Raw genomic sequence first — 25959 nt, 5'->3', positions numbered from 1 at the left:
TGACAAGGCCACCCGGACGATCACGACAGCCTTGGCCGCACCCGGGGACGCAACCCGAGTACCTGCCGCTGGTCATCGGCCCGGTGGACAAGCGTAAGGGCCCCTCGCGTGAGAACGACCAAGCCAATACGCATAACGAACTGGCAGACTACCGTCCGGCCCCCATCCGGGTCAAAACATGCCCCCGGTGGCTTGCGCCGCGCGGTGTTTGCACGCTAGCGCCTGTCCGGCGGATCTTTGTGCCGCCTGCGGCGGCGAGCGCCCTGCGGGCGCGTCCTCAAGCGCCGGACGGGCTACAAATCAGCCCGTCCGGCGCTTGAGGACACAGCACAGCAGCCCGTCCGGCGCTTGAGGACACCGCCGCGCAGCGGAGGTGCACACGCCACGGCCGGGCACGGCTAACGCTTGCGCGCCACGCGTCCCTCGTCCCAGACCGGCTCGGAGACCTCCCGGACGACCCCGTCCGCGCCGAAGACCAGGAAGCGGTCGAAGGAGCGCGCGAACCAGCGGTCGTGCGTGACCGACAGCACGGTGCCCTCGTACGACTCCAGGCCCTCCTGGAGGGCCTCCGCGCTCTCCAGGTCGAGGTTGTCGGTCGGCTCGTCGAGCAGCAGGGCCGTGGTGCCGGACAGCTCCAGCAGCAGGATCTGGAAGCGGGCCTGCTGACCGCCGGAGAGCCGCTCGAAGAGCTGGTCGCCCTGCTTCTCCAGCTCGTACCGGCGCAGCACGGACATCGCGGCGCCGCGGTCCTTGGCGTTCTCCGTCCACAGGATGTCGACCAGTGTGCGGCCGAGCAGCTCGGGGTGGGCGTGGGTCTGGGCGAAGTGGCCGGCCACGACGCGGGCGCCCAGCTTCCAGGTGCCGGTGTGCTGCACGTGCTCCCCGGCCAGCAGCCGCAGGAAGTGGGACTTGCCGGAGCCGTTCGAGCCGAGGACCGCGACCCGCTCGCCGTAGAAGATCTCCAGGTCGAACGGCTTCATGAGGCCGGTCAGCTCCAGCTGCTCGCAGGTCACCGCGCGCACGCCGGTGCGGCCGCCGCGCAGCCGCATCCGGATGTCCTGCTCGCGCGGCGGCTCCGGCGGGGGTCCCGCCTCCTCGAACTTCCGCAGCCGGGTCTGCGCGGCGGCGTAGCGGGAGGCGAGCTCATGGCTGATGGAGGCGGCCTGGCGGAGGCTGAGCACCAGCTTCTTCAGCTGCGCGTGCTTCTCGTCCCAGCGTCGGCGCAGCTCCTCGAAGCGCGCGAAGCGCTCCTTGCGGGCCTCGTGATACGTGCCGAATCCGCCGCCGTGCACCCATACGTCCGAGCCGGCGGGGCCCGGCTCCACGCTGATGATCTTCTCGGCGGAGCGGGCCAGGAGCTCCCGGTCGTGGCTGACGAAGAGCACGGTCTTCTTCGTCTCGCGCAGCTTCTCCTCCAGCCACCGCTTGCCGGGCACGTCCAGATAGTTGTCCGGCTCGTCCAGCAGCAGTACCTCGTCGCTGCCACGCAGCAGCGACTCCAGCACCAGCCGCTTCTGCTCGCCGCCGGAGAGGGTGCGCACCTGGCGCCACTGTGCCTGTTCGTACGGGACACCGAGGGCGGCCATGGTGCACATGTCCCAGGTGGTCTCGGCCTCGTAGCCGCGCACCTCGGCCCAGTCGGAGAGGGCCTGGGCGTAGGCCATCTGCGCGGCCTCGTCGTCGCGCGTCATGATCGCGTGCTCGGCCTCGTCGACGGCCGCCGCGGCCTGCCGGATGCTCGGCCCGGCCACGGACACCAGCAGGTCACGGATGGTGCGCTCGTCCCGCACGGACCCCACGAACTGCGGCATCACGCCCAGCCCGCCGGTGACCGACACCGATCCGCCGTGCGGCTGCAGCTCGCCCGCGATCAGCCGCAGCAGTGTGGTCTTGCCCGCGCCGTTCGCCCCGACGAGGGCGACGGCCGCGCCTTCACCGACCCGGAACGACACATCTCCGAGCAGCACCCTGCCGTCCGGAAGGTAGTACTCCAGATGTCCCGCTTCCACATGTCCCATGCCCGAATTCTCGCCGCTCCCGGGGCGGCGACCAACCGGTTTACGATGCACGCCATGAGCTTTGGGCAGGGAGGGCCGCAAGGGGCCCCCGGGGGATCTCAGCCGCCGACTCCTGGATGGGGTCCGCCGCCGCCGAACTTCACACCGGATCCGCAGGGACCACCGGGCGGACCCGTACCGCCGGGCGGCCAGATACCGAACCCGTACGGAGGACCGCCCCCGCTCGGGGACGCGGCGACGCCGGACTGGGCGGCGCTCGCCGCCACCACGGAGGCCCGCGGACGGCGCCGCAAGTGGCTGCTGGTCGGCGGTGGTGTGCTGGCCGCCGGCGCGGTGGCCGGGATCGTGGCGACCGCCGTGGCGAGCTCCGGCAAGGGGGCGGACAAGAAACTGCCGGCCGCCGAGAAGCTCCCCAGCGCGGGCGCCTCGCCGGAGCCGTCGTTCTCCTCCGTCGCGCCGCCGCCCCCGCCCAATCCGCGGGAGTTCATCGGCAGCGCCGAGAAGGACAAGGCGCCGCTCACCACGAAGTCGCTCTTCCCGCACTCCAAGCCTTCGCTCAACAAGCGCACGTACAAGAAGGTGGCCACCGACACCACCAGCGACTGCGCCTCCGCCGCCCAGGGCGGGCTGGGCTCCGTGCTCAGCGACAACGGCTGCCGCAAGGTACTGCGCGCCACCTACGTCCGGGACGGGGTCGCGGTCACCGTCGGCGTCGCCGTCTTCGACACCAAGGAAGCGGCCGACAAGGCGAAGTCGCAGTCCACCGGCAACATCGCCGCACTGCCCGACGACGACGGCCCGAGCTTCTGCAAGGGCACCGCCTGCCGGCTGACGGCCAACGCCGAGGGCCGCTACGCCTACTTCACGGTCGCCGGGTACACCAGCGGCAAGGCCGTCGACTCGGACGACACCAAGGCGCGCACCGCCGGGCGGGACGTGTCGGGCTACACCTTCCGGCGCATCATGGCCCGCGCCAACGCCCAGGCCTCGGCTTCGGTGAAGTCGCCGTCCCCCAAGGCGTCCAGGACGGGCAAGGCCAGCGGGTCGGGCGAGTCGAACAAGAGCGCCTGACGCCCCCAGGGCGCCCGCGCCCGCTGTCCGGCCTATTCGACGCTGTCCCCCGCCTCGCCGCCCTCCGGTGCCACGAGGGTGGAGGGCGAGGGTGGCGCGGTGGGCACCCGCTCCGCGTTCGCCAGCTTCTCGATCTTCCCGACCTGCGCCTCCACCAGTTCCCGGGGGATCTCCACGCCCTCCGGGTCGGACAGGCTCGTCGCGAAGAACAGGGAGAGATTGCTGCCGGTCCGCACGACGGTCACGAGGCTGGGCGCCTTCTCCGCCGCGTTCGCCAGGCGGTAGGCGACCGCCTCGTCGCCCAGTGACGGCGGCTGAAGGGTCTGGACCGCCTTGAAGGTCTGCGGCTCGCCCTCCCCGGTCGTCATCCCGAAGCCGTCCGCGCAGGCCGCGGCGGCCAGGCGCAGCTGCTTGAGCGTGGCGGCGGCGCCGTCCCGGTCGTAGGCCGAGACGCGGATCGTGCCCAGCAGGCCGTCGAAGTGGTGGCCGTCGCCCGCCTTGGCGAAGGTGTTGACCACCGAGGCGGCGGGCGCGGGCTGGGGTCTGGAGCCGAGGAGGGCCACCAGCGGCCGGCAGGGCGCGCTGTCCGTCCGGGGCTTGCCGTGCCCCGCCGTCCCTATGGACGCGCGCTCGATCTGGAAGCCCGGGACCTCCCTCGGTCCCAGCTCGGCGTGTCTGAGCTGGTCGGTGCTGAGCACCCGCCCGGCGTCCCGCCGGTCCTTGGCCTCGGTGCCGTCGGCGCGGTCGGCCGCGCCATCGGTGCACCCGGCCGTCAGGGCCAGTGCCGACAGGACCGCCACCGCGGCCACGGAGGCCGCCACCTTCGCTTTCACATCTCCCAGCCTCCCAGCGCCCGCCGGGCTCGCGACGACGCCACGCCCGGTGCACGATTACCCGGCGCGAGGCGGTCTCACGCGTCAGGAGCGGGGACGAGCGGGAGAGAACGGGGAGACGGGCGGGCGGGCGACGGGAAGCGGTGCCCCGCGGGGAGCGCGCCCGGTGGTTCAGCCCGTTGCCTTGGCGGCCTTCTCCACCTTGGCGACCTGCGTCTTCACCAGATTCGGGTCCATCGTGGCCTTGGCCGGGTCCATCATGTTCGCGGCGAAGATCATCGAAACGTTGGCCCCGCTGCGCACCACCGTGTAGAGGCTCGGCGCGCCGGAGGCCTTGTCCACCGCGCGGTAGGCGACCGCCTCGTCGCCCAGTTTCGGCGCGTCGAGGGACTCGACCGCGCTGTACGTCTGCTGGGTGCCCGCGCCCGTGGTCATCTCGAAGCCGCCCGCGCAGTCCCGGACGGCTTTGCCGAGGTTCTGCAGCGTTCTCTCGGCGCCGTCCCCCTCGTACGAGGACACTTCCAGCATGCCCATACCGCCCATGGCCCCGGCCTTGGAGTCCTGCACGCCGAAGGTGCTGACGGCCCAGGCGGCGGGCGCCGGGTCCGGGGAGGAGCCGAGGAGCGCCGCGAGCGGCTGGCACTTCGACTGCTTGGCCTTGGGGGCCTTCGCGCTGGTGAACTCCTCCTTCGACATCCTGGTGACGGCGTACCCCTTGGCGTCCGCCGATTCCAGGACGGCCGAGGCCACCCGCGCCTTGCCGAGCGCCTTGGCCCCGGAGCCGGGGCCCTTGGTGGTGGCGCGGTCGTCGCCCAGGACCTTCGCGGGCTTGCCGTCGTCACCTCCGCCGTCGTCCGAGCCGCCGCACGCGGTCGTCATCCCCAGCGCGGCCACCGCCACGACGACCCCCACCAGACGCACCACAGTCCGCATCACGATCCCCAACCCCTTGCGTTCGCGACGAAAAGCGCCTTATGTCCCGTATTGGCGCTTGCAGGTCCTTTACCTATACATCTACAGTTCGGTCACTCGCACTAACGGGCGTACACATCGCGCACCGTACCGAGCGGTAGACCAGTTCCGCAGGGATCGGCAGGGAGAGGGGCCCGCGCGGCGCCCCGGAGGGCGGCGCGCTTCCGTACGCTCATGAAGATCGCGTTTCTGATTCACAACGCCTACGGCATCGGCGGCACCATCCGCGCGACCGCCAACCTCGCGGGGGCTCTCGCCGCCCGCCACGACGTCGAGATCGTCTCGGTCTACCGCGGCGCCGACACGCCCCAGCTGCCCGTCAGCGGCAAGGTCAAGCTGACCTCGCTGATCGACATCCGCAAGGACGCGGCGGGCTGCGAGAGCGACAACGAGCTCCAGCAGGAGCCGAGCGCGTTGCTGCCGCACCCCGAGGGCTCGGTCAAGGCGTTCACCCGCCTCGCCGACCTGCGCGTCTCCCAGTACCTGGAGGCCACCGACGCCGACGTCGTGATCGCCACCCGGCCCGGACTGCTGGTCTACCTCACCGAGTGCGCCACCGACCGCGACTTCCTGCGCATCGGCCAGGAGCACCTCATCCACGGCTCCCACGCGCCGAGCATCCGCGCCGCCCAGGACCGCGCCATCCCCCTCCTCGACGCGCACACCACCGTCTCCGAGGCCGATGCCGCCACCCACCGGGAGCACTTCCCGGACGCCCGCACGCACATCGTGGCGCTGCCCAACGGCGTGCCCGCCGGCGCGGTCGAGCCCTCCGGCAGTGACTCCAAGCTGGTCGTCGCCGCCGGTCGGCTCATCCCCGTCAAGCGCTACAGCCTGCTCGTCGAGGCCTTTGCCAAGGTGGCCGCCGAGCGCCCCGACTGGTCCCTGCGCATCTACGGCCGCGGCCCCGAGCGCGCCGCCCTCCGTGCGCAGATCGACGAGCTCGGCCTCAACGAGCACATCCAGCTCATGGGCCCCCACTCCCCCATCGAGACCGAGTGGGCCAAGGGCTCCATCGCCGCCGTCACCTCGGACTACGAATCGTTCGGCATGACGATCGTCGAGGCCATGCACTGCGGCGTCCCGGTGGTCGCCACCGACTGCCCGCACGGGCCCGGCGAGATCATCGACGACGGCACCGACGGCCTCCTCGTCCCCGTCGGCGACGCCGACGGCGTCGCCAAGGGCCTGCTCAAGCTCATCGAGGACGACGAACTGCGCCGCGCCATGGGCCGCGCCGCCCGCGAGTCCGCCCAGCGGTACGCGCCCGCCCGCATCGCCGAGCGGTTCGAGGAGATCGTCCGTACGCTCCGCCCCGAGCTGCTGCCCCCGGCGCCCGAGCCCGCGGCCCCGGCGGCCAAGACGGCCGGCCCGGCGAGCAGCCTGCGCCGCACCGCCGCCCGGCTCGTCCGCCCGCTGCGCCGCAAGCCCGCGCCCGTGGACCCCGCCCCGGCCACCGCGCCCACGCCCGCGCCGCTCAAGGCACTGCGGCCCAAGGCGTCCGCACGCGCCACCGCCGACGGCGGCCTCGCCGTGCGGCTGCCCCGCGCCGGGGTCACCGGCGAGTGGCTGACCCTCGTCGGCCGGCTGCGCGGCACCGACGGCACCGGGGCCGGGGAGCGCATCGTGCTCCCCCTCGCCCACCCCGGCTACGGCAAGGGCCCGCTGACGGCCGTCCTCGACCGGGCCGGCACCCGACTCGCCGAGGGCCGCTGGGACTTCCACGTCGAGCGGGCCGACGACGGCAAGCGCGCCCGCGTCGCCGCCGCCCTCGTCGAACAGGCCCGGCTGCTGCCCCTGCCGCTGAACACCGACGGCGGACAGGTCTCCGCCTGGGTCCCCTACACCACCGCCGCGGGCTCCCTGACCCTGCGCACCTGGCTGCGCACGTCCCACGCCGAGTTGGAGCGCATCCACGTCGGCGAGGACTCCCTCACCGTCACCGCCACCCTGCACGGCGACGCCGCGACCCTCCTCGACATGGACGCCGCGACCCTGGTCGCCGTGTCGCCGGAGGACAGCGCGTACGACGTCGAACTCCCGGTCACCGTCCAGGACGGCCACCGGTTGCGCTGCACCCTGCCCTACGAGCAGCTCCTCACCAGGCGCGGTACGGCCCGCGACGTGTGGCAGCTGCGGCTGCGGCCCGTCCTGGGCGCCCCGCTCGTGCCCCTCGGACGGCTCGCCGGCGACAGCGTGGACCGCAAGCGCACCGACGTCCACCCGGCCCGCACCCTGGTCCACCCCGAGCGCGGCCCGGTCGCCGTCCGACCGGTCTTCGACCCCGAAAACGACCTCACCCTTGACGTGCGAGATGTGACGGACGCCACAATGTAGGCTGCGCAGGCAACCGATACCCCTCCCAACGGTCTTAACCGGCGGATCGGACCGCAGCTACCAAGCGATCCGGTCAAGAGGGGACGACTCGGACACCCAGGCCAGGGGGAAGGACGGACGCGACGCCTCGACGCGTCGCGCACACACCGCCATGAAGATCTCTTTCCTTTTGCAGAACGCCTACGGCATCGGCGGCACCATCCGCTCCACGTTCAACGTGGCCGGTGCGCTCGCCGCCCGGCACGACGTGGAGATCGTGTCGATCCACAGAACCGGCGGCACGCCCAAGCTCCCCCTGGACCGCAAGGTCAAGCTGGTCCACCTCGTCGACACCCGGCCCGAGACCGGCGCCGACCGGGACAACCCGCTGCTCCAGCAGGACAGCGCGCACGTCCCGCCCGTCGAGGCCAAGGGCGCCCACTTCAGCGCCCTCACCGACAAGCGCGTCGCCGAGCACCTCGCCCGCACCGACGCCGACGTCGTGATCGCCACCCGGCCCGGCCTGGTCATGTACCTCGCCGAGTTCGGGCAGGACCGCTATCTGCGGATCGGCCAGGAGCACCGGATCTACGGCACCCACGAGCCCAACATCCGCGCCGCCCAGGACCGCGCCATCCCGCACCTCGACGCGCACACCGCCGTCTCCGAGGCAGACGCGACCACCCACCGCGAGCAGTTCCCGGGCATCAGGACCAAGCTGATCGCCCTGCCGAACGGCGTCCCGGCGTCCGAGGTCGAGCCCTCCGACGGCAACGCCAAGCTCGTCGTCGCCGCGGGCCGCCTCATCCCCGTCAAGCGCTACGACCTGCTGGTCAAGGCCTGGGCCACCGTCGCCGCCGCCCACCCCGACTGGAGCCTGCGCATCTACGGCCGCGGCCCCCAGCAGGCCAAGCTGCGCGAGCAGATCGACACGCTCGGCCTGAACGAGCACATCACCCTCATGGGCGCCCACTCCCCCATCGAGACCGAGTGGGCCAAGGGCTCCATCGCCGCCGTGACCTCCCGCGAGGAGTCCTTCGGCATGACGATCGTCGAGGCGATGAACTGCGGCGTCCCCGTCGTCGCCACCGACTGCCCGCACGGCCCCGGCGAGATCATCAACGACGGCACCGACGGCCTCCTCGTCCCCGTCGGCGACAGCGACGGCATCGCCAAGGGCCTGCTCAAGCTCATCGAGGACGACGAACTGCGCCGCGCCATGGGCCGCGCCGCCCGCGTCTCCGCCGAGCGGTACCACCCGGACTCCATCGCCCGGCAGTACGAGGAACTGATCGCGAGCCTGGGCGGCGACACCGCCGCCGCCACCACGGCCCACACCTCCGCCGACGAGGCCGAGTCCGCACCCGTACCGCTGGCCAAGATGCTGCGCCGCACCGCCGGGAAGATCATCCGCCCGCTGCGCCGCACGGTGGCCAAGCCCGCCAAGCCCACGGTGAAGACGGCCCTCAAGGACATCGTCCGCAAGCCGCTGCGCTGCACCGCCTCCTGCCGCGTCGACGCCGACGGCAACATCCACGTCTCGGTCGACCGCAAGGGCCTGTCCGGCGACAACCTCTCCCTGACGGTCACCCGCCGCAAGGAGGGCAAGCCCGTCAGCGTCCCCCTCCGGCAGCCGACCACCGCAACCGGCCCCTGGACGGCCGTCCTCGACCACCGCGAACTGCGCCTCGGGGAAGGCCGCTGGGACCTGCACGTCGTCCGGGGCGAGGACGGCGCCCGACGCCGGGTCGTCTCCCATCTCGCCGAAGGACGCGGCCTGGTGGAGCTGGAGCCGCTGCCCGGCACCCCGTTCACCTGGTGGGTCCCCTACCCGACCGTCGACGGTTACCTCGCCCTGCGCGCCTGGCACCGCACCCGGCACGCGGAGGCCCGCACGGTGCGCCAGAGCGGCGCCGCGCTGATGGTCGAAGGCACCCTGCACGGCACCGAGTTCACCTCGGAGAGCAACCCGGTCGTCGTCGGCACCCCGCGCATCGAGGGCGCCGAGCCGGTGACGGCCGAGGTGATCGTCGTGAACAAGTCGGCCTTCACCGTCGCCCTGCCCTACGAGCGGCTGCGCGCCGCCCGCGCGGTCGGCGAGAACACCGTCTGGGACCTGGCCCTGCGGCTGACGCCGGACGGCGAACCCATCAAGATCGCCCGGCTCGTCGGCGACATCGTCGACCGGAACAAGACGGACCTCTACCCGACCGTGGACGGCGTCCGCCCGTACTTCACGGTCAACAGCGACCTGGCGGTCACCTGCCCGGCGCCGGACGGGAATTGAGAAAGAATCGGCCGGACGGGCAACAGACCAGCCCGTCCGGCGATTGAGGACCGGGGTCCGGGGCGGAGCCCCGAATCCCTAACAGCACCCCGCACCAGGCAGCGTCCGCTTATTGCGCGCTTCCCGGTTACGCGCGGCAAGCTCGGAGTCGGCCGGATATCCGACCTCCTCCAGCGTCAGCCCGTGCGGCCGCACCACATGCACCGCGGAATCCCGCACCCGCGCGGCAAGCACCTTGCCGGGCCACTCCACCGGCCGGTGCCCGTCGCCGACGAACAGCAGCGCGCCCACCAGCGAACGCACCATGTTGTGGCAGAAGGCGTCCGCCCGTACGGTCGCGGTGACGACACCGGACGCGTCGCGCTCCCAACTCAGCTGCTGGAGCGTGCGGATGGTCGTCGCACCCTCGCGCTTCTTGCAGTACGCGGCGAAGTCGTGCTCCCCGAGCAGCGCCTGCGACGCGGCGTTCATCGCCTCGACGTCCAACGGCCAGTCGTGCCACAGGACATGACCGCGCAACAGCGGATCGACACCACCGATGTGGTCGACCACCCGGTAGGCGTACCGCCGCCAGATCGCCGAGAACCGCGCGTTGAAACCGGCCGGCGCCTCTGCGACCTTCCACACCCGCACATCGTGCGACAGTCGGCCGGCGAGCCGGCGCAGCAGCTTCTCCTCGTGCTCGGCCCACACCTCGACCGGCAGATCGACGTGCGCGACCTGGCCGCGCGCGTGCACGCCCGAGTCCGTGCGGCCGGCGACCGTCAGCTCGTAGGTCCGGTCCGACCGGGTCACCGTCCGGAGCGCGTCCTCGATCTCGCCCTGCACCGTGCGCTGTCCCGCGCGCTGCTTGGCCCAGCCGGAGAAGTCCTTGCCGTCGTACGACAGGTCCAGCCGCACCCGGACGAAACCGGGCTCCGCCTCGTCACTCACCAGAGTTCCTCTCAGAAATGCGGGACGGGCCCGCCCCCTGGCAAGAGGGAGCGGACCCGTCCGTACACACGCATCAAATGCGTCAGGCGTCCTTGGACTCCTCGGCCGGAGCCTCGGCAGCAGCCTCGGACTCCTTGACCGCACGCTTGGTGGCGGCCTCGGCCTCGGCGACGGTCGCCTTCTTGGCGATCTCGCCCTCGACGAGCTCGATCACGGCCATCGGGGCGTTGTCGCCACGACGGTTGCCGATCTTCGTGATACGGGTGTAACCACCCGGACGCTCGGCGAAGCGCGGGGCGATCTCGGTGAAGAGCACGTGGACGATGCTCTTGTCCGTGATCGTCTGCAGCACCTGGCGACGGTTGTGGATGTCGCCCTTCTTCGCCTTGGTGATCAGACGCTCGGCGACCGGACGAAGGCGACGGGCCTTGGCCTCGGTGGTGGTGATGCGGCCGTGCTCGAAGAGCGACTTGGCGAGGTTCGCCAGGAGCAGCTTCTCGTGCGCGGCGCTGCCGCCCAGACGGGCACCCTTTGCGGGACGCGGCATGGTGTTTCTCCTTGTTCTCTGCACCGGCCGTATCAGGTACCGATGTCAGGTCCCAGCGGGCGGTTGCCCACCGGAAAGTGTGTGGATCAAGCCCGTCCGGCGATTGAGGACAAGTCCTCAGCCGCCGGACGGATCAGGATCAGTACTGCTCGGTCTCCACGAAACCCGCATCCGCGTCGTCGTCGGCGCCAAAGGCGTCCGCGGCAGCGGTCGGGTCGAATCCGGGCGGGCTGTCCTTGAGGGCCAGGCCCATGCCGGCCAGCTTCGCCTTGACCTCGTCGATCGACTTCGCACCGAAGTTGCGGATGTCGAGCAGGTCGGCCTCGGAGCGGGCGACGAGCTCACCCACGGAGTGGATGCCCTCGCGCTTGAGGCAGTTGTACGAGCGGACCGTGAGCTCGAGCTCCTCGATCGGCAGCGCCAGGTCGGCGGCAAGGGCGGCGTCCGTGGGGGACGGGCCCATGTCGATGCCCTCGGCGTCGATGTTGAGCTCGCGGGCCAGACCGAACAGCTCGACCAGGGTCTTACCGGCGGACGCCATGGCGTCGCGCGGGCGCATGGCCTGCTTGGTCTCGACGTCGACGATCAGCTTGTCGAAGTCGGTGCGCTGCTCGACACGGGTCGCCTCGACCTTGTAGGTGACCTTGAGAACCGGCGAGTAGATGGAGTCGACCGGGATACGGCCGATCTCCTGGCCCACCTGCTTGTTCTGGACGGCGGAGACGTAGCCGCGACCGCGCTCGACGGTCAGCTCCATCTCCAGCTTGCCCTTGGCGTTCAGGGTCGCCAGGACCAGGTCGGGGTTGTGCACCTCGACGCCGGCCGGGGGGGCGATGTCAGCAGCGGTGACCAGGCCGGGGCCCTGCTTGCGCAGGTACATCACGACCGGCTCGTCGTGCTCCGAGGAGACGACCAGCTGCTTGATGTTGAGGATGAGGTCGGTGACGTCCTCCTTGACGCCCGGCACGGTGGTGAACTCGTGCAGGACACCGTCGATGCGGATGGACGTGACAGCCGCACCCGGGATCGAGGAGAGGAGCGTACGACGCAGGGAGTTGCCGAGGGTGTAGCCGAAGCCCGGCTCCAGCGGCTCGATCACGAACCGGGAGCGGAACTCGTCGACGACCTCTTCGGTCAGCGAGGGGCGCTGAGCGATCAGCATGAGATGTTGCCTTCCAGTCTTAGGCACCCACTATTTGATGCCTAGGTCAAGGGTACGGGCGGCACGGCCCGAAGGAGCCGTACCGCCCGTGTGCCGTTTCAAGCGGCGCGAAGATGATCAGCGGGCCTCTCGGCCCGTCGGATCAGACGCGGCGGCGCTTGGGCGGACGGCAGCCGTTGTGCGGGGTCGGGGTGACGTCCTGGATGGAGCCAACCTCGAGGCCGGTCGCCTGCAGCGAACGGATGGCGGTCTCACGACCGGAACCCGGACCCTTGACGAAGACGTCGACCTTGCGCATGCCGTGCTCCTGCGCGCGACGGGCAGCCGACTCGGCGGCCATCTGCGCGGCGAACGGAGTGGACTTGCGCGAGCCCTTGAAGCCGACGTGGCCGGCGGAGGCCCAGGAGATCACGTTGCCCGTGGGGTCCGTGATCGAGACGATCGTGTTGTTGAACGTGCTCTTGATGTGGGCGTGCCCGTGAGCGACGTTCTTCTTTTCCTTGCGGCGCACCTTCTTGGCTGCACCCTGACGGCCCTTAGGAGGCATGTCTTTACTCCTGTGGAGTGGAGGTGATCGGTCCTACAGCGAAGACCGCTGATGAGCGTCCGCTGAGGACTACTTCTTGCCCGGCTTCTTCTTGCCGGCGATCGCGCGACGCGGGCCCTTGCGGGTACGAGCGTTCGTGCTGGTGCGCTGACCGTGGACGGGCAGGCCACGGCGGTGGCGCAGACCCTGGTAGCAGCCGATCTCGACCTTGCGGCGGATGTCGGCCTGGATCTCGCGACGGAGGTCACCCTCGGTCTTGAGGTTGGCGTCCACGTACTCGCGGAGCTTGACCAGGTCCTCTTCGGCCAGGTCACGAACGCGGGTGTTGGGGTTGACGCCGGTCGCTGCCAGAGCCTTCTGCGACTGGGTGCGCCCGATGCCGAAGACGTAGGTGAGGGCGACCTCGACGCGCTTTTCGCGCGGGAGGTCAACGCCGGAAAGGCGTGCCATTGATTGGCTCCTGTGTGTCGGAGGTCTTCCGCAGCACCGTTCCCGTAAGAGTTACGAGCCGGGTCCCCGGCCTCCGCCGGGGGTGTCGTCCCCTCGCGTGATCACGCGGGGGTCGGGTGTCTGCGTATGTACAAATTCGCTATGCGTCGCGCGAAGTAACTGCGGAGTGCAGGTTCTGCGTCAGCCCTGGCGCTGCTTGTGGCGCAGGTTGTCGCAGATGACCATGACCCGGCCGTGACGGCGGATCACCTTGCACTTGTCGCAGATCTTCTTGACGCTCGGCTTGACCTTCATGGGATGTGAGGTTCTCCGGGTCAGTGCCGTCACCCCACCGAAGGGGGGCGTCGACAAGATCTACTTGTAGCGGTAGACGATCCGGCCACGCGTCAGGTCGTAGGGAGACAGCTCCACGACGACCCGGTCATCCGGGAGGATGCGGATGTAGTGCATCCGCATCTTGCCGCTGATGTGCGCGAGGACCTTGTGACCGTTCTGGAGCTCTACCTTGAACATCGCGTTCGGCAGAGACTCGATCACGGTGCCCTCGATCTCGATGGCACCTTGCTTCTTGGCCACGCTTCGCCTTTCGAATCGGCTACCTTGATCGACTCTCCTGAGCCCATACCTATACGGACGCAGGCATGGGGATACACGAGAGCCGACGCATCAGTCTACGTCAGGGCAACCGGAAAGACTAATCCAGGTCCACTGCCCCGCCGCAAAGATCCTTAAGCCGGCGGAACGGCTCGCTCAGGCCAGCGGGTCGGGCGCCGCCTCGATGCCGTACTCCGCGAGCTTCGCCTTGCCGCCGTCGACCGCCGTGAGAACCAGCGGGCCCTCCTCGGTGAGCGCGACGGAGTGCTCCCAGTGCGAGGACCAGGTGCCGTCGTCCGTCAGGACCGTCCAGTCGTCCTCGAGGACGTGCGTACGGGGCGTGCCGAGGCTGACCATGGGCTCGATGGCGATGCAGAAGCCGGGGACCAGCTTCGGGCCCTTGCCGCGCTTGCGGGAGACGTAGTTCAGCAGGTGCGGGTCCATGTGCATCTCGCTGCCGATGCCGTGCCCGCCGTAGTCCTCGATGATCCCGTACTTCCCCGAGGCCGGGCGGGGCTGGCGGCGGATGTAGCCCTCGATGGCCCGGGAGATGTCCACCAGGCGGTTGCCGTTCTTCACGGCGGCGATACCGGCCCACATGGACTCCTCGGTCACCCGGGAGAGCTCCAGCAGCTCCGGGGCGTGTCCGGTGCCCACGAAGGCCGTGAAGGCGGCGTCACCGTGCCAGCCGTCGATGATGGCGCCGGCGTCGATGGAGATGATGTCGCCGTCCTTGAGGACGGTCTTGGAATCCGGGATGCCGTGGACGACGACCTCGTTCACCGAGGTGCAGATCGTGGCGGGGAAACCGCCGTAGCCCAGGAAGTTCGACTTCGCACCGTGCTCGGCGATCACCTTGCGGGCCACCTCGTCCAGGTCCTTGGTCGTGGCGCCGGGTACGGCCGCCTCCCGGGTGGCGGCGTGGATGGCGGCGACGACCAGCCCCGCCTCGCGCATCTTCGCGATCTGGTCCGGGGTCTTGATCTCGACCATGACGGCTGGCGCCTTTCTGAACGACGGATGGAACCTCGCGCGGCTGCCGCCACGCACCGGTGACGGTGGGCCCGCGGGACCGTCGGAGGCCCTGCCCCTAGGGGGGCGAGCGCTCTGGAGGAGGTCCGGCGGCCCGGAGCGTCCTCGGTCCTGCGCGGGGCGTGACCGCCCCATACACAATACGGCCGCGATGCCCGTAGGGGCATCGCGGCCGTAGGAGACTGCTGGTGTGACCGGCGAGGTCAGTCGCGGCCCAGCGCGGCCATGGCCCGCTGGGTGACCTCGACGACCTTGCCGAGCGCCGAGATCGTCACCACGAGGCCCTGGGCCTTGTAGTAGTCGATGATCGGCTCGGTCTCGCTGTGGTAGACCTCGAGGCGCTTGCGAACGGTCTCTTCGCTGTCGTCCTCGCGCTGGTACAGCTCGCCACCGCAGGTGTCGCAGACACCCTCGGTCTTCGGCGGGTTGTAGATCGCGTGGAAGATGTGGCTGCTGTCCTTGCGGCACATCCGGCGACCGGCGATCCGCTTGACGACCTCGTCCTCCGGGACCTCCAGGTCCAGGACGGCGTCGAGCTTCAGATCGTCGGCCTTCAGGATCCCGTCCAGCGCCTCGGCCTGGGCCAGGTTGCGCGGGAAGCCGTCCAGCAGGAAGCCGTGGGCGGCGTCGGGCTGCTGCATGCGGTCCTTGGCCATGCCGATGGTGACCTCGTCCGGCACGAGCTGGCCGGCGCGCATGTACTCCTGGGCCTTCTGCCCGAGCGGTGTGCCCTGGCTGATGTTGGCCCGGAAGAGGTCGCCCGTCGAGATGTGCGGGATCGCGAGGTTCTTGGCAAGGTACGCGGCCTGCGTACCCTTGCCGGCGCCGGGCGGCCCGACGAGGACGATTCGCATCAGCGGAGGAACCCTTCGTAATTGCGCTGCTGAAGCTGGCTCTCGATCTGCTTCACAGTCTCCAGGCCAACACCGACGATGATCAGGATGCTGGTTCCACCGAACGGGAAGTTCTGGTCCGCGTTAAGTGTGACCAGAGCCACGGTCGGCACGAGGGCGATCAGGCCCAGGTAGAGAGAGCCGGGCCACGTGATGCGATTCAGCACGTAGCTCAGGTACTCCGCGGTGGGACGTCCTGCCCGGATACCCGGGATGAAGCCACCATACTTCTTCATATTGTCGGCAACTTCTTCGGGGTTGAAGGAGATGGCGACATAGAAGAACGCGAAGAAGACGATCAGCAGGAAGTACGTGGCCATGTAGATCGGGTGGTCACCCTTGACCAGGTTGGCCTGGACCCAGTTCGCCCAGCCCGCCTTGGAGTTGGTGAACTGCACCAGCAGGGCCGGGATGTAGAGCAGCGACGAGGCGAAGATGACCGGAATCACGCCCGCCTGGTTGACCTTGAGCGGAATGTAGGTGGACGTGCCGCCGTAGGAACGACGGCCGATCATGCGCTTGGCGTACTGAACGGGGATCCTGCGCTGGGCCTGCTCGACGAAGACGACGAGGCCGACCATCGCCAGACCACACAGGATGACCAGGCCGAACTCCAACCAGCCGCCCATCAGGTTGCCCTGCATCTTGATCGCCCAGAGGGCGCCCGGGAAGCCGGCGGCGATGGACGTGAACATCAGGATCGACATGCCGTTGCCGATGCCGCGGTCGGTGATGAGCTCACCGAGCCACATGATCAGCGCGGTGCCCGCGGTCATCGTGATGACCATGACCGCCGTGGCGAAGATCGACTTGTCCGGGACGATCTGGTTGCCGACGGTGCAGTTGCCGAAGAGCGCGCCGTTGCTGGCGGTCGCCACCAGGCCGGTGCCCTGCAGGATCGCGAGGGCGACGGTCAGATAACGCGTGTACTGCGTGATCTTGGCCTGGCCGGTCTGGCCCTCCTTCTTGAGGGCTTCCAGACGCGGGATGACGACGGTGAGCAACTGCAGGATGATGCTCGCCGTGATGTACGGCATGATCCCGAGCGCGAAGATCGTGATTTGCAGCAGCGCGCCACCGCTGAACATGTTCACGAGGCCGAAGAGGCCCTGACCGCTCTTGGCCTGGTCCATGCACGTCTGAACGTTCTGGTAGTCGACGCCGGGAACGGGTACGTGCGCCCCGAGCCGGAAGAGCACCATGATGCCCAGCGTGAACAGCAGCTTCTTGCGCAGGTCGGGCGTCTTGAACGCCCGGGCGAACGCGGTGAGCACGGTGCCTCCTGCGCCCCTCACGCAGACGCGCGAGAGGTGACGGTCTTGAGGATCGACGAATACATATCAGTCAAAATCCGCACGGACTCGTGGCCGCGCGGACTGTAACAGTGCACGCCACCTTACCGGCGACCGTGCCCCCCTTGGAACGACCAACCGGGGATGCCCCTTTTGGGACATCCCCGGTTGTCAGATCAACGAGCTCAGACGAGCTCGGTGACGGTGCCGCCAGCGGCGACAATCTTCTCCTGGGCGGAGCCGGAGACGGCGTCAACCGTCACCTGCAGCGCCACGGAGATCTCGCCGGTGCCGAGCACCTTCACGAGCTGGTTCTTACGAACCGCGCCCTTGGCGACCAGATCGGCCACCGTGACCTCGCCACCCTGCGGGTAGAGCGCGGCCAGCTTGTCCAGGTTCACGACCTGGAACTCGACGCGGAACGGGTTCTTGAAGCCCTTGAGCTTCGGCAGACGCATGTGGAGGGGCATCTGCCCGCCCTCGAAGCGCTGCGGAACCTGGTAACGGGCCTTGGTGCCCTTGGTACCACGACCTGCGGTCTTACCCTTGGACGCCTCGCCACGACCCACGCGGGTCTTGGCGGTCTTGGCGCCCGGGGCGGGCCGGAGGTTGTGGACCTTCAGCGGGTTCTGCTCCGCCATGTCAGTCGACCTCCTCAACCGTCACGAGGTGGCGGACGGTCTGCACCATGCCGCGGATCTCGGGACGGTCCTCCTTGACAACCACGTCGTTCAGGCGCTTGAGCCCGAGCGAACGCAGGGTGTCGCGGTGGTTCTGCTTGCTACCGATGTAGGACTTAACCTGCGTGACCTTGAGGCGAGCCATTACGCACCCGCCCCGGCACGCGCCCGCAGCAGTGCGGCGGGGGCGACGTCTTCCAGCGGCAGGCCACGACGGGCCGCGATCTCCTCGGGGCGCTGAAGGCCCTGAAGCGCGGTCACCGTGGCGTGCACGATGTTGATCGGGTTCGAAGAACCGAGCGACTTCGACAGGATGTCGTGGACGCCGGCGCACTCGAGCACCGCACGCACCGGGCCACCGGCGATAACACCGGTACCGGGGGAAGCAGGCTTGAGCAGGACGACGCCCGCAGCCTTCTCGCCCTGGATGGGGTGCGGGATGGTGCCCTGGATACGCGGGACCTTGAAGAAGTTCTTCTTGGCCTCTTCCACGCCCTTGGCGATGGCCGCGGGAACTTCCTTGGCCTTGCCGTATCCGACACCTACGGTGCCGTCACCGTCGCCCACCACGACCAGCGCGGTGAAGCTGAAGCGGCGACCACCCTTGACAACCTTGGCGACGCGGTTGATCGCGACAACGCGCTCAACGTACGCGGTCTTCTCGGCGGCAGCGCCACCGTCGCGACCCTTCCGGTCCCGCCGCTCGCCGCCACCGGCACCGCTTCCGCGGCGCTGGGGTCCAGCCATTGGATTTACCTCTCTCTGTTACGTCCGCTAGCTCCGGAACCGGGGCTTAGAACTTCAGCCCGGCTTCGCGGGCGGCGTCCGCCAGAGCGGCAATGCGCCCGGCGTACTGGTTGCCACCGCGGTCGAACACGACGGCCTCGACGCCGGCGGCCTTCGCACGCTCGGCGACAAGCGCGCCGACCTGCTTGGCCAGGGCGCTCTTGTCACCCTCGCCGCCACGGATGGACGTGTCCAGGGTCGACGCCGACGCGAGCGTGTGGCCCGCGATGTCGTCGATGACCTGGGCCACCATGTGGCGGTTCGAGCGCGTCACCACGAGGCGGGGACGCTCGGGCGTGCCGGAAATCCGCTTACGAACGCGGATGTGGCGACGCTTAATGGCGGCACGCTTGTAGGCGTCGCCCTTAGCGATCTTCACACCGTATGCCATGGCTTACTTACCAGCCTTTCCGACCTTGCGGCGGATGACCTCACCCGCATACTTCACGCCCTTGGCCTTGTAAGGGTCAGGCTTGCGAAGCTTGCGGATGTTGGCGGCGACCTCGCCGACCTTCTGCTTGTCGATGCCCTCGACGCTGAGCTTGGTCGGGGACTCCACCTTGAAGGTGATGCCCTCGGGGGCCTCGATCAGGATCGGGTGGCTGTAGCCCAGGGCGAACTCCAGGTTGGAGCCCTTCGCCTGGACGCGGTAACCGACACCGCTGATCTCAAGAGCCTTGCTGTAGCCCTGGGTCACGCCGGTGATCATGTTCGCCACCAGCGTGCGGGACAGGCCGTGCAGGGCCTTGTTCTGACGCTCGTCGTTCGGACGAGAGACGACAAGGGTGCCGTCCTCGGCCTTAGCGATCTCGATGGGCGCGGACACGGCGTGCGTGAGGGAACCCTTGGGGCCCTTCACATGCACCGTACGGCCATCGATGGTGACGTCCACACCAGCGGGAACCTGGATGGGCAGCCGTCCAATACGCGACATTGGCTATTCCTCCGTTCCCGATTACCAGACGTAGGCGAGGACTTCCCCACCCACGCCCTTCTTGCTGGCCTGCTGGCCGGTCAGGAGACCGTGGGACGTGGAGATGATCGCCACGCCCAGGCCGCCGAGGACCTTCGGCAGGTTGGTGGACTTTGCGTAGACCCGCAGGCCCGGCTTCGAAATACGCTTGATGCCGGCGATCGAGCGCTCGCGGTTCGGGCCGAACTTCAGCTCGAGGGTCAGGGACTTGCCGACCTCGGCGTCCTCGACCTTCCAGCCGGTGATGTAGCCCTCCTGCTGGAGGATCTCCGCGATGTGCGACTTGATCTTGCTGTGCGGCATCGACACGGAGTCGTGGTATGCCGAGTTAGCGTTTCGCAGACGCGTCAGCATGTCTGCGATCGGATCGGTCATGGTCATGTTTGGCCTTCGGCCTCTCTCGCCGTGGTTTCCTATCTGCGCCATCCCTCTCCCCGAGCAGAGTCGGGACGGGTGCGGCGCGGGGACCTACGGCGTAGTAAGACGGTCATGGGCGGCGGGCGCCCAACCCTTCTACTGTACGCGAGCGAGAACGCATCGCGACAAGATCAGGTCGGGCGACCGCCATCCAGGATGCTTACCGAGAGCCCTGGACAACCCACCTTTGGTGCCGCCGTTCGCCAGAACGCCCTTGAGGGGCGGTGGTTGGGCGACGGGTGGGTTGTTACCAGGAGCTCTTGGTCACGCCCGGCAGCTCGCCACGGTGAGCCATCTCACGAAGGCACACGCGGCAGAGGCCGAACTTGCGGTAAACGGAGTGCGGGCGGCCGCAGCGCTGGCAGCGGGTGTACGCGCGCACACCGAACTTCGGCTTGCGAGCAGCCTTGGCAATAAGAGACTTCTTCGCCATCTCGCTTACGCCTCCTTGAAGGGGAAGCCGAGGTGACGAAGGAGGGCACGGCCCTCGTCGTCGTTGGTCGCCGTGGTCACCACGGTGATGTCCATACCCCGGACGCGGTCGATCTTGTCCTGGTCGATCTCGTGGAACATGACCTGCTCCGTGAGACCGAAGGTGTAGTTGCCCCGACCGTCGAACTGCTTCGGGGACAGACCACGGAAGTCGCGGATGCGCGGCAGCGCGAGCGACAGCGTACGGTCCAGGAACTCCCACATGCGGTCACCGCGGAGGGTGACGTGGCAGCCGATCGGCTGCCCCTCACGCAGCTTGAACTGCGCGATCGACTTGCGGGCCTTGGTCACGGCCGGCTTCTGGCCCGTGATCGTGGTGAGGTCGCGAATCGCGCCGTCGATCAGCTTGGAGTCGCGGGCGGCGTCGCCCACACCCATGTTGACCACGATCTTGGTCAGGCCGGGGACCTGCATGACGTTCTCGTACGAGAACTCCTCACGGAGCTTCGCGGAGATCTCGTCACGGTAGCGCTGCTTGAGACGCGGTGCGTTGGTGGTGGCAGTCATCAGATGTCCTCACCGGTGCGCTTGGCAACGCGGATCTTGTTGCCCTCGTCGTCGAAGCGGTAACCGACACGAGTGACGACCTTCTTGCCGTCCTTCTCCACGACGAGCTGAACGTTGCTCACGTGGATGGGGGCCTCGGTCGTCACGATGCCGCCGGTCTGCGAACCACGAGCGGTCTGGCCGGCCTTGGTGTGCTTCTTGACCCGGTTGACACCCTCGACGAGGACGCGGTTCTCGCGGGGCATGGCCACGATGACCTTGCCCTGCTTGCCCTTGTCCTTACCGGTGATGACCTGAACCAGGTCGCCCTTCTTGATCTTCATCGGTTACAGCACCTCCGGCGCGAGCGAGACGATCTTCATGAACTTCTTCTCGCGCAGCTCTCGGCCCACCGGGCCGAAGATACGGGTGCCGCGGGGGTCACCGTCGTTCTTGAGAACGACAGCGGCGTTCTCGTCGAAACGGATGTACGAGCCGTCGGGACGGCGGCGCTCCTTGACGGTGCGAACGATGACGGCCTTGACGACGTCACCCTTCTTCACGTTGCCACCGGGGATCGCATCCTTGACGGTGGCGACGATGACGTCACCGATGCCCGCGTAGCGGCGACCCGAGCCACCGAGAACACGGATGCAAAGGATCTCCTTGGCACCAGTGTTGTCGGCGACGCGAAGTCGCGACTCCTGCTGGATCACGTCTATCTCCTGATCGTCTGCCGGTTCCCGGCGGGGGCTTCAGTTGCCTGAAGCCCCGCGCCGAGCCTGGCGGAACTTATCCGAGGGAAACCCCTCAGACGGTTTCTTTGGAATTCCCTTGCGGGAATTGCCTACTTGGCCTTCTCGAGGATCTCGACGATGCGCCAGCGCTTGCTCGCCGACAGCGGACGCGTCTCCATGATGAGGACGCGGTCGCCGACGCCGGCAGCGTTCTGCTCGTCGTGCGCCTTGAGCTTGTTCGTACGGCGGATGACCTTGCCGTACAGCGCGTGCTTGACGCGGTCCTCGACGGCGACGACGACGGTCTTGTCCATCTTGTCGCTGACGACGAGACCCTCACGGGTCTTGCGGAAGCCGCGCTCGTTCGTCTCAGTCACATTCTTCTCGCTCATCAGGCGCTCTCCACCGTCTCGATGCCGAGCTCGCGCTCACGCATCAGGGTGTAGATCCGGGCGATGTCCTTACGGACGGACTTGAGCCGACCGTGGTTCTCGAGCTGTCCGGTCGCCGCCTGGAAGCGGAGGTTGAACAGTTCTTCCTTGGCCTCACGGAGCTTCGCGACGAGGTCCTCGTCGTTCAGCTCACGCAGCTCGGTCGCCTTGATACCAGCGGCCATCACGACTCACCTGCCTCGCGCCGAACAATCCGGCACTTCATCGGAAGCTTGTGAGCAGCGCGGGTGAGCGCCTCACGAGCAGTCTTCTCGTTCGGGTAGGACAGTTCGAACATCACCCGACCGGGCTTGACGTTCGCGATCCACCACTCCGGCGAACCCTTACCGGAACCCATGCGGGTCTCGGCAGGCTTCTTGGTGAGCGGCCGGTCCGGGTAGATGTTGATCCAGACCTTGCCGCCACGCTTGATGTGGCGGGTCATGGCGATACGAGCGGCTTCGATCTGCCGGTTCGTGACGTACGCCGGAGTAACGGCCTGGATGCCGTACTCGCCGAACGCCAGCTCCGTGCCGCCCTTGGCCATACCCGACCGCTTCGGGTGGTGCTGCTTGCGGTGCTTGACCCTGCGAGGGATCAGCATGTCGGTCAGGCCTCCGTTCCGGTGGTCTCTGCCGGAGCAGCGGCGGTCGCGTCAGCCTTGGGGGCCTCGGCGGCAGCGCTCTGCTGCGGCTTGCGGCCGCGGCCGCCACGCTCGCCGCCACGGCCACCACGGGCCGGACGGTCCTGGGCGCCACCGCGCGACGGGCGGTTACCCGCACGGGCGGCAGCGTTCTCGGCGCGGACCTCGGCGATGTTCTTGACGTCGCCCTTGTAGATCCAGACCTTCACACCAATGCGACCGAAGGTCGTCTTGGCCTCGAAGAAGCCGTAGTCCACGTTCGCGCGGAGCGTGTGCAGGGGCACACGGCCCTCGCGGTAGAACTCCGAGCGGGACATCTCGGCGCCGCCGAGACGGCCACCGCACTGGATCTTGATGCCCTTGGCGCCGGCCTTCATGGTCGACTGCATGCTCTTACGCATGGCGCGACGGAAGGAGACGCGGGAGGAGAGCTGCTCGGCGACGGCCTGGGCCACCAGCTGAGCGTCAACCTCGGGGTTCTTGACCTCGAGGATGTTCAGCTGGACCTGCTTGCCGGTCAGCTTCTCCAGCTCGCCGCGGATGCGGTCGGCCTCGGCGCCACGGCGGCCGATGACGATGCCCGGACGAGCGGTGTGGATGTCGACGCGGACGCGGTCGCGGGTGCGCTCGATCTCAACCTTCGAGATACCGGCGCGCTCCATGCCCTTCGTCATCATGCGACGAATGGCAACGTCTTCCTTGACGTAGTCCTTGTACAGCTTGTCGGCGTACCAGCGCGACTTGAAGTCGGTGGTGATGCCGAGCCGGAACCCGTGCGGGTTTACCTTCTGGCCCATTACCGGGTTCCTTCCTTGCTGCTGACGACCACGGTGATGTGGCTGGTCCGCTTGCGGATCCGGTAGGCACGGCCCTGGGCACGCGGACGGAACCGCTTCAGGGTCGGGCCCTCGTCGACGTACGCCTCGCTGATGACCAGCGAGGAGGCGTCCGTGTGGTCGTAGTTGTGCGCGGCGTTGGCAATGGCGCTGTCAAGCACCTTGCCGACCGGCACGCTGGCGGCCTGCGGGGCGAAACGCAGGACCGCCTGAGCCTCCGTGGCATCCATGCCACGGATAAGGTCCACCACTCGGCGGGCCTTCATGGGCGTGACGCGGATGTACCGCGCCTGGGCCCTGGCTTCCATGGTTGTCCCTTCGGTGTCGTTCATAGTCTTCGCACCCCGCCTTAGCGGCGCTTCGACTTGCGGTCGTCCTTGACGTGGCCGCGGAAGGTGCGGGTCGGCGCAAACTCGCCGAGCTTGTGGCCGACCATGGACTCGGTGACGAACACCGGGACATGCGTCTTGCCGTTGTGCACCGCGAGCGTGTGGCCGAGCATGGCCGGCACGATCATGGAGCGACGGGACCAGGTCTTGATGACGTTGTGGGTACCTGCTTCGTTCTGAGCGTCCACCTTCTTGATGAGGTGGTCGTCGACGAAGGGCCCCTTCTTGAGACTACGCGGCATCTAAACCCGCTCCTAGCGCTTCTTGTTCGTCTTGCGGCGGCGGACGATGTACTTGTTGGACGCCTTCTTCGGCGAACGAGTACGACCCTCCTTCTGACCCCACGGCGAGACCGGGTGGCGACCACCGGAAGTCTTGCCTTCACCACCACCGTGCGGGTGGTCAACCGGGTTCATCGCGACACCGCGGACGGTCGGGCGAACGCCCTTCCAGCGCATACGGCCGGCCTTGCCCCAGTTGATGTTCGACTGCTCGGCGTTGCCGACCTCGCCAACCGTGGCGCGGCAGCGGACGTCGACCAGGCGGACCTCGCCGGACGGCATGCGCAGGTGGGCGTAAGCGCCCTCCTTCGCCAGCAGCTGCACGGACGAACCGGCGGAGCGGGCGAACTTGGCGCCACCACCGGGACGGAGCTCGATCGCGTGGATCGTGGTACCGACCGGGATGTTGCGCAGCGGGAGGTTGTTGCCCGGCTTGATGTCGGCGCCAGGGCCGTTCTCAATCCGGTCACCCTGGCTCAGCTTGGCCGGGGCGATGATGTAGCGCTTCTCGCCGTCTGCGTAGTGCAGGAGCGCGATGCGCGCGGTGCGGTTGGGGTCGTACTCGATGTGCGCGACCTTGGCCGGCACGCCGTCCTTGTCGTGACGACGGAAGTCGATCACTCGGTAGGCGCGCTTGTGGCCACCGCCCTGGTGGCGAACGGTCACACGACCGGCGTTGTTACGGCCGCCCTTGCTGTGCAGGGGGCGGACCAGCGACTTCTCCGGCGTGGACCGCGTGATCTCGACAAAGTCGGCGACGCTGGAGCCACGACGGCCCGGGGTCGTCGGCTTGTACTTGCGGATACCCATTTCTCAGTCCTCGTCCGATTCCGGACGACTCGGACTCCGTTAGGAGACCGGGCCGCCGAAGATGTCGATACGGTCGCCCTCGGCAAGGGTCACGATGGCGCGCTTGGTGTTGGCGCGCTTGCCGAAACCGGTGCGGGTGCGCTTGCGCTTGCCCTGGCGGTTGATCGTGTTGACCCCGGTGACCTTGACCGAGAAGACCGCCTCGACGGCCTGCTTGATCTGGGTCTTGTTGGCGCGCGGGTCGACGATGAACGTGTACTTGTTCTCGTCCAGCAGCGCGTAGCTCTTCTCGGAGACCACCGGCTTGACCAGGATGTCACGGGGGTCCGTGTAGGTCTTGCTGGTGATGACCGCTGCAGTCTGCTCGCTCATCAGGCGTCGCTCCCTTCGAGCTCAGCCTCGGAAGCGGTGGCCTTGGCGGCCGCGGCGGGGCCCGCCACGAAGCGCTCGAAGGCAGCCTGCGTGAAGACCACGTCGTCGGAGACGAGCACGTCGTACGTGTTCAGCTGGCCCGGCTCCAGGATGTGCACCTGGGGCAGGTTGCGGGCGGACAGCCACGCGGCCTCGTCGGCGCGGTCGACGACCAGGAGCAGGTTCTTGCGCTCCGAGATCTTGCCGAACAGCGTCTTGGCGGCCTTGGTGGAGACCTCGCCCTCGACCACGCCGGTGACGACGTGGATGCGGCTGTTGCGGGCCCGGTCGGTGAGGGCACCGCGCAGGGCGGCGGCCTTCATCTTCTTCGGGGTCCGCTGCGAGTAGTCACGCGGCACGGGACCGTGCACGACGCCACCACCGGCGAACTGCGGGGCGCGGGTCGAGCCCTGGCGCGCGCGGCCGGTGCCCTTCTGGCGGTAAGGCTTCTTGCCACCGCCGCGGACCTCGCCACGAGTCTTCGTCTTGTGCGTGCCCTGACGGGCAGCGGCCAGCTGGGCGACGACGACCTGGTGGATCAGCGGAACGCTGACCTTCGCGTCGAAGATCTCCGTGGGGAGCTCGACGGTCCCGGCCTTGTCGCCTGCCGGCGAAAGGATGTCAATGGTGCTCATCGTTA

35 protein-coding genes are annotated in these 25959 nt (G+C 68.5%); 3 read left to right on the top strand and 32 right to left on the bottom strand.

Features of this window, described 5'->3' with window-relative positions:
* Window positions 1–398: 398 nt before the first annotated feature.
* On the bottom strand, window positions 399–2018 hold the full coding sequence (locus tag FHS38_RS14335) for an ABC-F family ATP-binding cassette domain-containing protein (protein WP_184733909.1): 1620 nt from the start codon (window positions 2016–2018) through the stop codon (window positions 399–401).
* A gap of 54 nt (window positions 2019–2072) precedes the next feature.
* Here FHS38_RS14335 and FHS38_RS14330 point away from each other — a divergent pair, with 54 nt between their 5' ends.
* Window positions 2073–3089: a hypothetical protein gene (locus tag FHS38_RS14330; protein ID WP_229822458.1), complete on the top strand. Its 1017-nt coding sequence runs from the start codon at window positions 2073–2075 to the stop codon at window positions 3087–3089.
* A gap of 32 nt (window positions 3090–3121) precedes the next feature.
* Here the strand turns inward: FHS38_RS14330 and FHS38_RS14325 are convergent, their stop codons facing one another.
* The gene (locus FHS38_RS14325; protein ID WP_184733908.1) at window positions 3122–3922 is read right to left on the bottom strand and encodes a hypothetical protein; all 801 of its coding nucleotides are present in this window, start codon (window positions 3920–3922) and stop codon (window positions 3122–3124) included.
* 171 nt (window positions 3923–4093) lie between these two features.
* Window positions 4094–4858, bottom strand: coding sequence for a hypothetical protein (locus FHS38_RS14320; protein WP_184733907.1), 765 nt, complete (start codon window positions 4856–4858; stop codon window positions 4094–4096).
* Between the two features lie 210 nt (window positions 4859–5068).
* Between FHS38_RS14320 and FHS38_RS14315 the strand changes: the two genes are divergently transcribed.
* Both FHS38_RS14315 and FHS38_RS14310 read left to right on the top strand, forming a co-directional pair.
* Entirely contained in the window at window positions 5069–7231 is a 2163-nt protein-coding gene (locus FHS38_RS14315; protein WP_184733906.1) for a glycosyltransferase family 4 protein, read from the top strand.
* A gap of 151 nt (window positions 7232–7382) precedes the next feature.
* Window positions 7383–9497 carry a glycosyltransferase family 4 protein gene (locus tag FHS38_RS14310; protein ID WP_184733905.1) on the top strand — a complete coding sequence of 705 codons (2115 nt, stop codon included), beginning with the start codon at window positions 7383–7385 and terminating at the stop codon, window positions 9495–9497.
* Window positions 9498–9575: 78 nt separating this feature from the next.
* On the opposite strand, the gene truA is transcribed toward FHS38_RS14310, so the two are convergent.
* The 29 genes from truA to rplD form a co-directional block, all read right to left on the bottom strand.
* Complete coding sequence (gene truA / locus FHS38_RS14305) at window positions 9576–10430, bottom strand: tRNA pseudouridine(38-40) synthase TruA (protein ID WP_184733904.1); 855 nt, start codon at window positions 10428–10430, stop codon at window positions 9576–9578.
* Window positions 10431–10512: 82 nt separating this feature from the next.
* Window positions 10513–10977: a 50S ribosomal protein L17 gene (gene rplQ, locus FHS38_RS14300; RefSeq protein ID WP_130878998.1), complete on the bottom strand. Its 465-nt coding sequence runs from the start codon at window positions 10975–10977 to the stop codon at window positions 10513–10515.
* Between the two features lie 139 nt (window positions 10978–11116).
* Window positions 11117–12139, bottom strand: a complete 1023-nt coding sequence (locus tag FHS38_RS14295; protein ID WP_004946635.1) for a DNA-directed RNA polymerase subunit alpha — start codon at window positions 12137–12139, stop codon at window positions 11117–11119.
* Between the two features lie 142 nt (window positions 12140–12281).
* Window positions 12282–12686 carry a 30S ribosomal protein S11 gene (gene rpsK, locus FHS38_RS14290; RefSeq protein ID WP_003948617.1) on the bottom strand — a complete coding sequence of 135 codons (405 nt, stop codon included), beginning with the start codon at window positions 12684–12686 and terminating at the stop codon, window positions 12282–12284.
* A 69-nt stretch (window positions 12687–12755) separates the two neighbouring features.
* Complete coding sequence (gene rpsM, locus FHS38_RS14285; RefSeq protein WP_184733903.1) at window positions 12756–13136, bottom strand: 30S ribosomal protein S13; 381 nt, start codon at window positions 13134–13136, stop codon at window positions 12756–12758.
* 180 nt (window positions 13137–13316) lie between these two features.
* A complete protein-coding gene (gene rpmJ / locus FHS38_RS14280) occupies window positions 13317–13430 on the bottom strand; it encodes a 50S ribosomal protein L36 (protein ID WP_003956441.1) in 114 nt (37 codons plus the stop codon).
* A 60-nt stretch (window positions 13431–13490) separates the two neighbouring features.
* Complete coding sequence (gene infA, locus FHS38_RS14275) at window positions 13491–13712, bottom strand: translation initiation factor IF-1 (RefSeq protein WP_003956442.1); 222 nt, start codon at window positions 13710–13712, stop codon at window positions 13491–13493.
* A 174-nt stretch (window positions 13713–13886) separates the two neighbouring features.
* Window positions 13887–14723, bottom strand: a complete 837-nt coding sequence (gene map / locus FHS38_RS14270; protein WP_184733902.1) for a type I methionyl aminopeptidase — start codon at window positions 14721–14723, stop codon at window positions 13887–13889.
* A gap of 242 nt (window positions 14724–14965) precedes the next feature.
* Window positions 14966–15616 (bottom strand): adenylate kinase, encoded by a 651-nt coding sequence (locus FHS38_RS14265; RefSeq protein WP_184733901.1) that lies wholly within the window; start codon window positions 15614–15616, stop codon window positions 14966–14968.
* Window positions 15616–16929, bottom strand: a complete 1314-nt coding sequence (secY, locus tag FHS38_RS14260; RefSeq protein WP_130878994.1) for a preprotein translocase subunit SecY — start codon at window positions 16927–16929, stop codon at window positions 15616–15618. Before secY ends, FHS38_RS14265 begins: the two co-directional genes overlap by 1 nt.
* Before the next feature lie 203 nt (window positions 16930–17132).
* Entirely contained in the window at window positions 17133–17588 is a 456-nt protein-coding gene (gene rplO / locus FHS38_RS14255; protein WP_130878993.1) for a 50S ribosomal protein L15, read from the bottom strand.
* 1 nt (window position 17589) lies between these two features.
* The gene (rpmD, locus tag FHS38_RS14250; RefSeq protein WP_087927574.1) at window positions 17590–17772 is read right to left on the bottom strand and encodes a 50S ribosomal protein L30; all 183 of its coding nucleotides are present in this window, start codon (window positions 17770–17772) and stop codon (window positions 17590–17592) included.
* A complete protein-coding gene (gene rpsE, locus FHS38_RS14245) occupies window positions 17772–18374 on the bottom strand; it encodes a 30S ribosomal protein S5 (RefSeq protein WP_116212431.1) in 603 nt (200 codons plus the stop codon). The genes rpmD and rpsE overlap by 1 nt, the downstream gene beginning before the upstream one ends.
* A gap of 46 nt (window positions 18375–18420) precedes the next feature.
* On the bottom strand, window positions 18421–18804 hold the full coding sequence (gene rplR / locus FHS38_RS14240) for a 50S ribosomal protein L18 (protein WP_184733900.1): 384 nt from the start codon (window positions 18802–18804) through the stop codon (window positions 18421–18423).
* A 3-nt stretch (window positions 18805–18807) separates the two neighbouring features.
* Entirely contained in the window at window positions 18808–19347 is a 540-nt protein-coding gene (rplF, locus tag FHS38_RS14235; RefSeq protein WP_184733899.1) for a 50S ribosomal protein L6, read from the bottom strand.
* A 21-nt stretch (window positions 19348–19368) separates the two neighbouring features.
* Window positions 19369–19767, bottom strand: a complete 399-nt coding sequence (rpsH, locus tag FHS38_RS14230) for a 30S ribosomal protein S8 (protein ID WP_087927570.1) — start codon at window positions 19765–19767, stop codon at window positions 19369–19371.
* Between the two features lie 283 nt (window positions 19768–20050).
* On the bottom strand, window positions 20051–20236 hold the full coding sequence (locus tag FHS38_RS14225) for a type Z 30S ribosomal protein S14 (protein ID WP_030368403.1): 186 nt from the start codon (window positions 20234–20236) through the stop codon (window positions 20051–20053).
* A gap of 5 nt (window positions 20237–20241) precedes the next feature.
* Window positions 20242–20802, bottom strand: a complete 561-nt coding sequence (gene rplE, locus FHS38_RS14220) for a 50S ribosomal protein L5 (protein WP_130878990.1) — start codon at window positions 20800–20802, stop codon at window positions 20242–20244.
* Entirely contained in the window at window positions 20802–21125 is a 324-nt protein-coding gene (gene rplX, locus FHS38_RS14215; RefSeq protein WP_130878989.1) for a 50S ribosomal protein L24, read from the bottom strand. Before rplX ends, rplE begins: the two co-directional genes overlap by 1 nt.
* Window positions 21126–21128: 3 nt before the next feature.
* Window positions 21129–21497, bottom strand: coding sequence for a 50S ribosomal protein L14 (gene rplN / locus FHS38_RS14210; protein WP_099199421.1), 369 nt, complete (start codon window positions 21495–21497; stop codon window positions 21129–21131).
* Window positions 21498–21628: 131 nt separating this feature from the next.
* Window positions 21629–21910 (bottom strand): 30S ribosomal protein S17, encoded by a 282-nt coding sequence (gene rpsQ, locus FHS38_RS14205; protein WP_030026328.1) that lies wholly within the window; start codon window positions 21908–21910, stop codon window positions 21629–21631.
* Complete coding sequence (gene rpmC, locus FHS38_RS14200; RefSeq protein ID WP_030368408.1) at window positions 21910–22134, bottom strand: 50S ribosomal protein L29; 225 nt, start codon at window positions 22132–22134, stop codon at window positions 21910–21912. Before rpmC ends, rpsQ begins: the two co-directional genes overlap by 1 nt.
* Window positions 22134–22553 carry a 50S ribosomal protein L16 gene (gene rplP, locus FHS38_RS14195; RefSeq protein ID WP_014178774.1) on the bottom strand — a complete coding sequence of 140 codons (420 nt, stop codon included), beginning with the start codon at window positions 22551–22553 and terminating at the stop codon, window positions 22134–22136. The genes rpmC and rplP overlap by 1 nt, the downstream gene beginning before the upstream one ends.
* A 5-nt stretch (window positions 22554–22558) precedes the next feature.
* A complete protein-coding gene (gene rpsC / locus FHS38_RS14190; protein ID WP_130878987.1) occupies window positions 22559–23389 on the bottom strand; it encodes a 30S ribosomal protein S3 in 831 nt (276 codons plus the stop codon).
* Window positions 23389–23736 (bottom strand): 50S ribosomal protein L22, encoded by a 348-nt coding sequence (gene rplV / locus FHS38_RS14185; RefSeq protein ID WP_004571827.1) that lies wholly within the window; start codon window positions 23734–23736, stop codon window positions 23389–23391. The genes rpsC and rplV overlap by 1 nt, the downstream gene beginning before the upstream one ends.
* Before the next feature lie 41 nt (window positions 23737–23777).
* On the bottom strand, window positions 23778–24059 hold the full coding sequence (gene rpsS, locus FHS38_RS14180) for a 30S ribosomal protein S19 (protein WP_030890751.1): 282 nt from the start codon (window positions 24057–24059) through the stop codon (window positions 23778–23780).
* A gap of 12 nt (window positions 24060–24071) precedes the next feature.
* Window positions 24072–24908, bottom strand: a complete 837-nt coding sequence (gene rplB, locus FHS38_RS14175) for a 50S ribosomal protein L2 (RefSeq protein WP_184733898.1) — start codon at window positions 24906–24908, stop codon at window positions 24072–24074.
* Between the two features lie 39 nt (window positions 24909–24947).
* Complete coding sequence (gene rplW, locus FHS38_RS14170; protein ID WP_130878985.1) at window positions 24948–25280, bottom strand: 50S ribosomal protein L23; 333 nt, start codon at window positions 25278–25280, stop codon at window positions 24948–24950.
* Window positions 25280–25954, bottom strand: a complete 675-nt coding sequence (rplD, locus tag FHS38_RS14165; protein WP_130878984.1) for a 50S ribosomal protein L4 — start codon at window positions 25952–25954, stop codon at window positions 25280–25282. The genes rplW and rplD overlap by 1 nt, the downstream gene beginning before the upstream one ends.
* Window positions 25955–25959 lie beyond the last annotated feature (5 nt).

Origin of the sequence: Streptomyces netropsis, from assembly GCF_014203545.1 — a bacterium.
GTDB classification, from domain to species: Bacteria; Actinomycetota; Actinomycetes; order Streptomycetales; family Streptomycetaceae; genus Streptomyces; species Streptomyces netropsis.
Note: the sequence above shows the minus strand (reverse complement) of the source record. Positions and strands in the feature narration are given on the sequence as shown.

Bases quoted from the DNA above. Each gene is read 5' to 3' on its own strand.
- FHS38_RS14335 (WP_184733909.1), bottom strand. From the start codon at position 2,018: ATGGGACATGTGGAAGCGGGACATCTGGAGTACTACCTTCCGGACGGC.
- FHS38_RS14330 (WP_229822458.1), top strand. From the start codon at position 2,073: ATGAGCTTTGGGCAGGGAGGGCCGCAAGGGGCCCCCGGGGGATCTCAG.
- FHS38_RS14315 (WP_184733906.1), top strand. From the start codon at position 5,069: ATGAAGATCGCGTTTCTGATTCACAACGCCTACGGCATCGGCGGCACC.
- FHS38_RS14310 (WP_184733905.1), top strand. From the start codon at position 7,383: ATGAAGATCTCTTTCCTTTTGCAGAACGCCTACGGCATCGGCGGCACC.
- rplQ (WP_130878998.1), bottom strand. From the start codon at position 10,977: ATGCCGCGTCCCGCAAAGGGTGCCCGTCTGGGCGGCAGCGCCGCGCAC.
- FHS38_RS14295 (WP_004946635.1), bottom strand. From the start codon at position 12,139: ATGCTGATCGCTCAGCGCCCCTCGCTGACCGAAGAGGTCGTCGACGAG.
- rpsK (WP_003948617.1), bottom strand. From the start codon at position 12,686: ATGCCTCCTAAGGGCCGTCAGGGTGCAGCCAAGAAGGTGCGCCGCAAG.
- rpsM (WP_184733903.1), bottom strand. From the start codon at position 13,136: ATGGCACGCCTTTCCGGCGTTGACCTCCCGCGCGAAAAGCGCGTCGAG.
- rpmJ (WP_003956441.1), bottom strand. From the start codon at position 13,430: ATGAAGGTCAAGCCGAGCGTCAAGAAGATCTGCGACAAGTGCAAGGTG.
- map (WP_184733902.1), bottom strand. From the start codon at position 14,723: ATGGTCGAGATCAAGACCCCGGACCAGATCGCGAAGATGCGCGAGGCG.
- FHS38_RS14265 (WP_184733901.1), bottom strand. From the start codon at position 15,616: ATGCGAATCGTCCTCGTCGGGCCGCCCGGCGCCGGCAAGGGTACGCAG.
- rplO (WP_130878993.1), bottom strand. From the start codon at position 17,588: ATGGCGGAGCAGAACCCGCTGAAGGTCCACAACCTCCGGCCCGCCCCG.
- rpmD (WP_087927574.1), bottom strand. From the start codon at position 17,772: ATGGCTCGCCTCAAGGTCACGCAGGTTAAGTCCTACATCGGTAGCAAG.
- rpsE (WP_116212431.1), bottom strand. From the start codon at position 18,374: ATGGCTGGACCCCAGCGCCGCGGAAGCGGTGCCGGTGGCGGCGAGCGG.
- rplR (WP_184733900.1), bottom strand. From the start codon at position 18,804: ATGGCATACGGTGTGAAGATCGCTAAGGGCGACGCCTACAAGCGTGCC.
- rplF (WP_184733899.1), bottom strand. From the start codon at position 19,347: ATGTCGCGTATTGGACGGCTGCCCATCCAGGTTCCCGCTGGTGTGGAC.
- rpsH (WP_087927570.1), bottom strand. From the start codon at position 19,767: ATGACCATGACCGATCCGATCGCAGACATGCTGACGCGTCTGCGAAAC.
- FHS38_RS14225 (WP_030368403.1), bottom strand. From the start codon at position 20,236: ATGGCGAAGAAGTCTCTTATTGCCAAGGCTGCTCGCAAGCCGAAGTTC.
- rplE (WP_130878990.1), bottom strand. From the start codon at position 20,802: ATGACTGCCACCACCAACGCACCGCGTCTCAAGCAGCGCTACCGTGAC.
- rplX (WP_130878989.1), bottom strand. From the start codon at position 21,125: ATGAAGATCAAGAAGGGCGACCTGGTTCAGGTCATCACCGGTAAGGAC.
- rpsQ (WP_030026328.1), bottom strand. From the start codon at position 21,910: ATGAGCGAGAAGAATGTGACTGAGACGAACGAGCGCGGCTTCCGCAAG.
- rpmC (WP_030368408.1), bottom strand. From the start codon at position 22,134: ATGGCCGCTGGTATCAAGGCGACCGAGCTGCGTGAGCTGAACGACGAG.
- rplP (WP_014178774.1), bottom strand. From the start codon at position 22,553: ATGCTGATCCCTCGCAGGGTCAAGCACCGCAAGCAGCACCACCCGAAG.
- rpsC (WP_130878987.1), bottom strand. From the start codon at position 23,389: ATGGGCCAGAAGGTAAACCCGCACGGGTTCCGGCTCGGCATCACCACC.
- rplV (WP_004571827.1), bottom strand. From the start codon at position 23,736: ATGGAAGCCAGGGCCCAGGCGCGGTACATCCGCGTCACGCCCATGAAG.
- rpsS (WP_030890751.1), bottom strand. From the start codon at position 24,059: ATGCCGCGTAGTCTCAAGAAGGGGCCCTTCGTCGACGACCACCTCATC.
- rplB (WP_184733898.1), bottom strand. From the start codon at position 24,908: ATGGGTATCCGCAAGTACAAGCCGACGACCCCGGGCCGTCGTGGCTCC.
- rplW (WP_130878985.1), bottom strand. From the start codon at position 25,280: ATGAGCGAGCAGACTGCAGCGGTCATCACCAGCAAGACCTACACGGAC.
- rplD (WP_130878984.1), bottom strand. From the start codon at position 25,954: ATGAGCACCATTGACATCCTTTCGCCGGCAGGCGACAAGGCCGGGACC.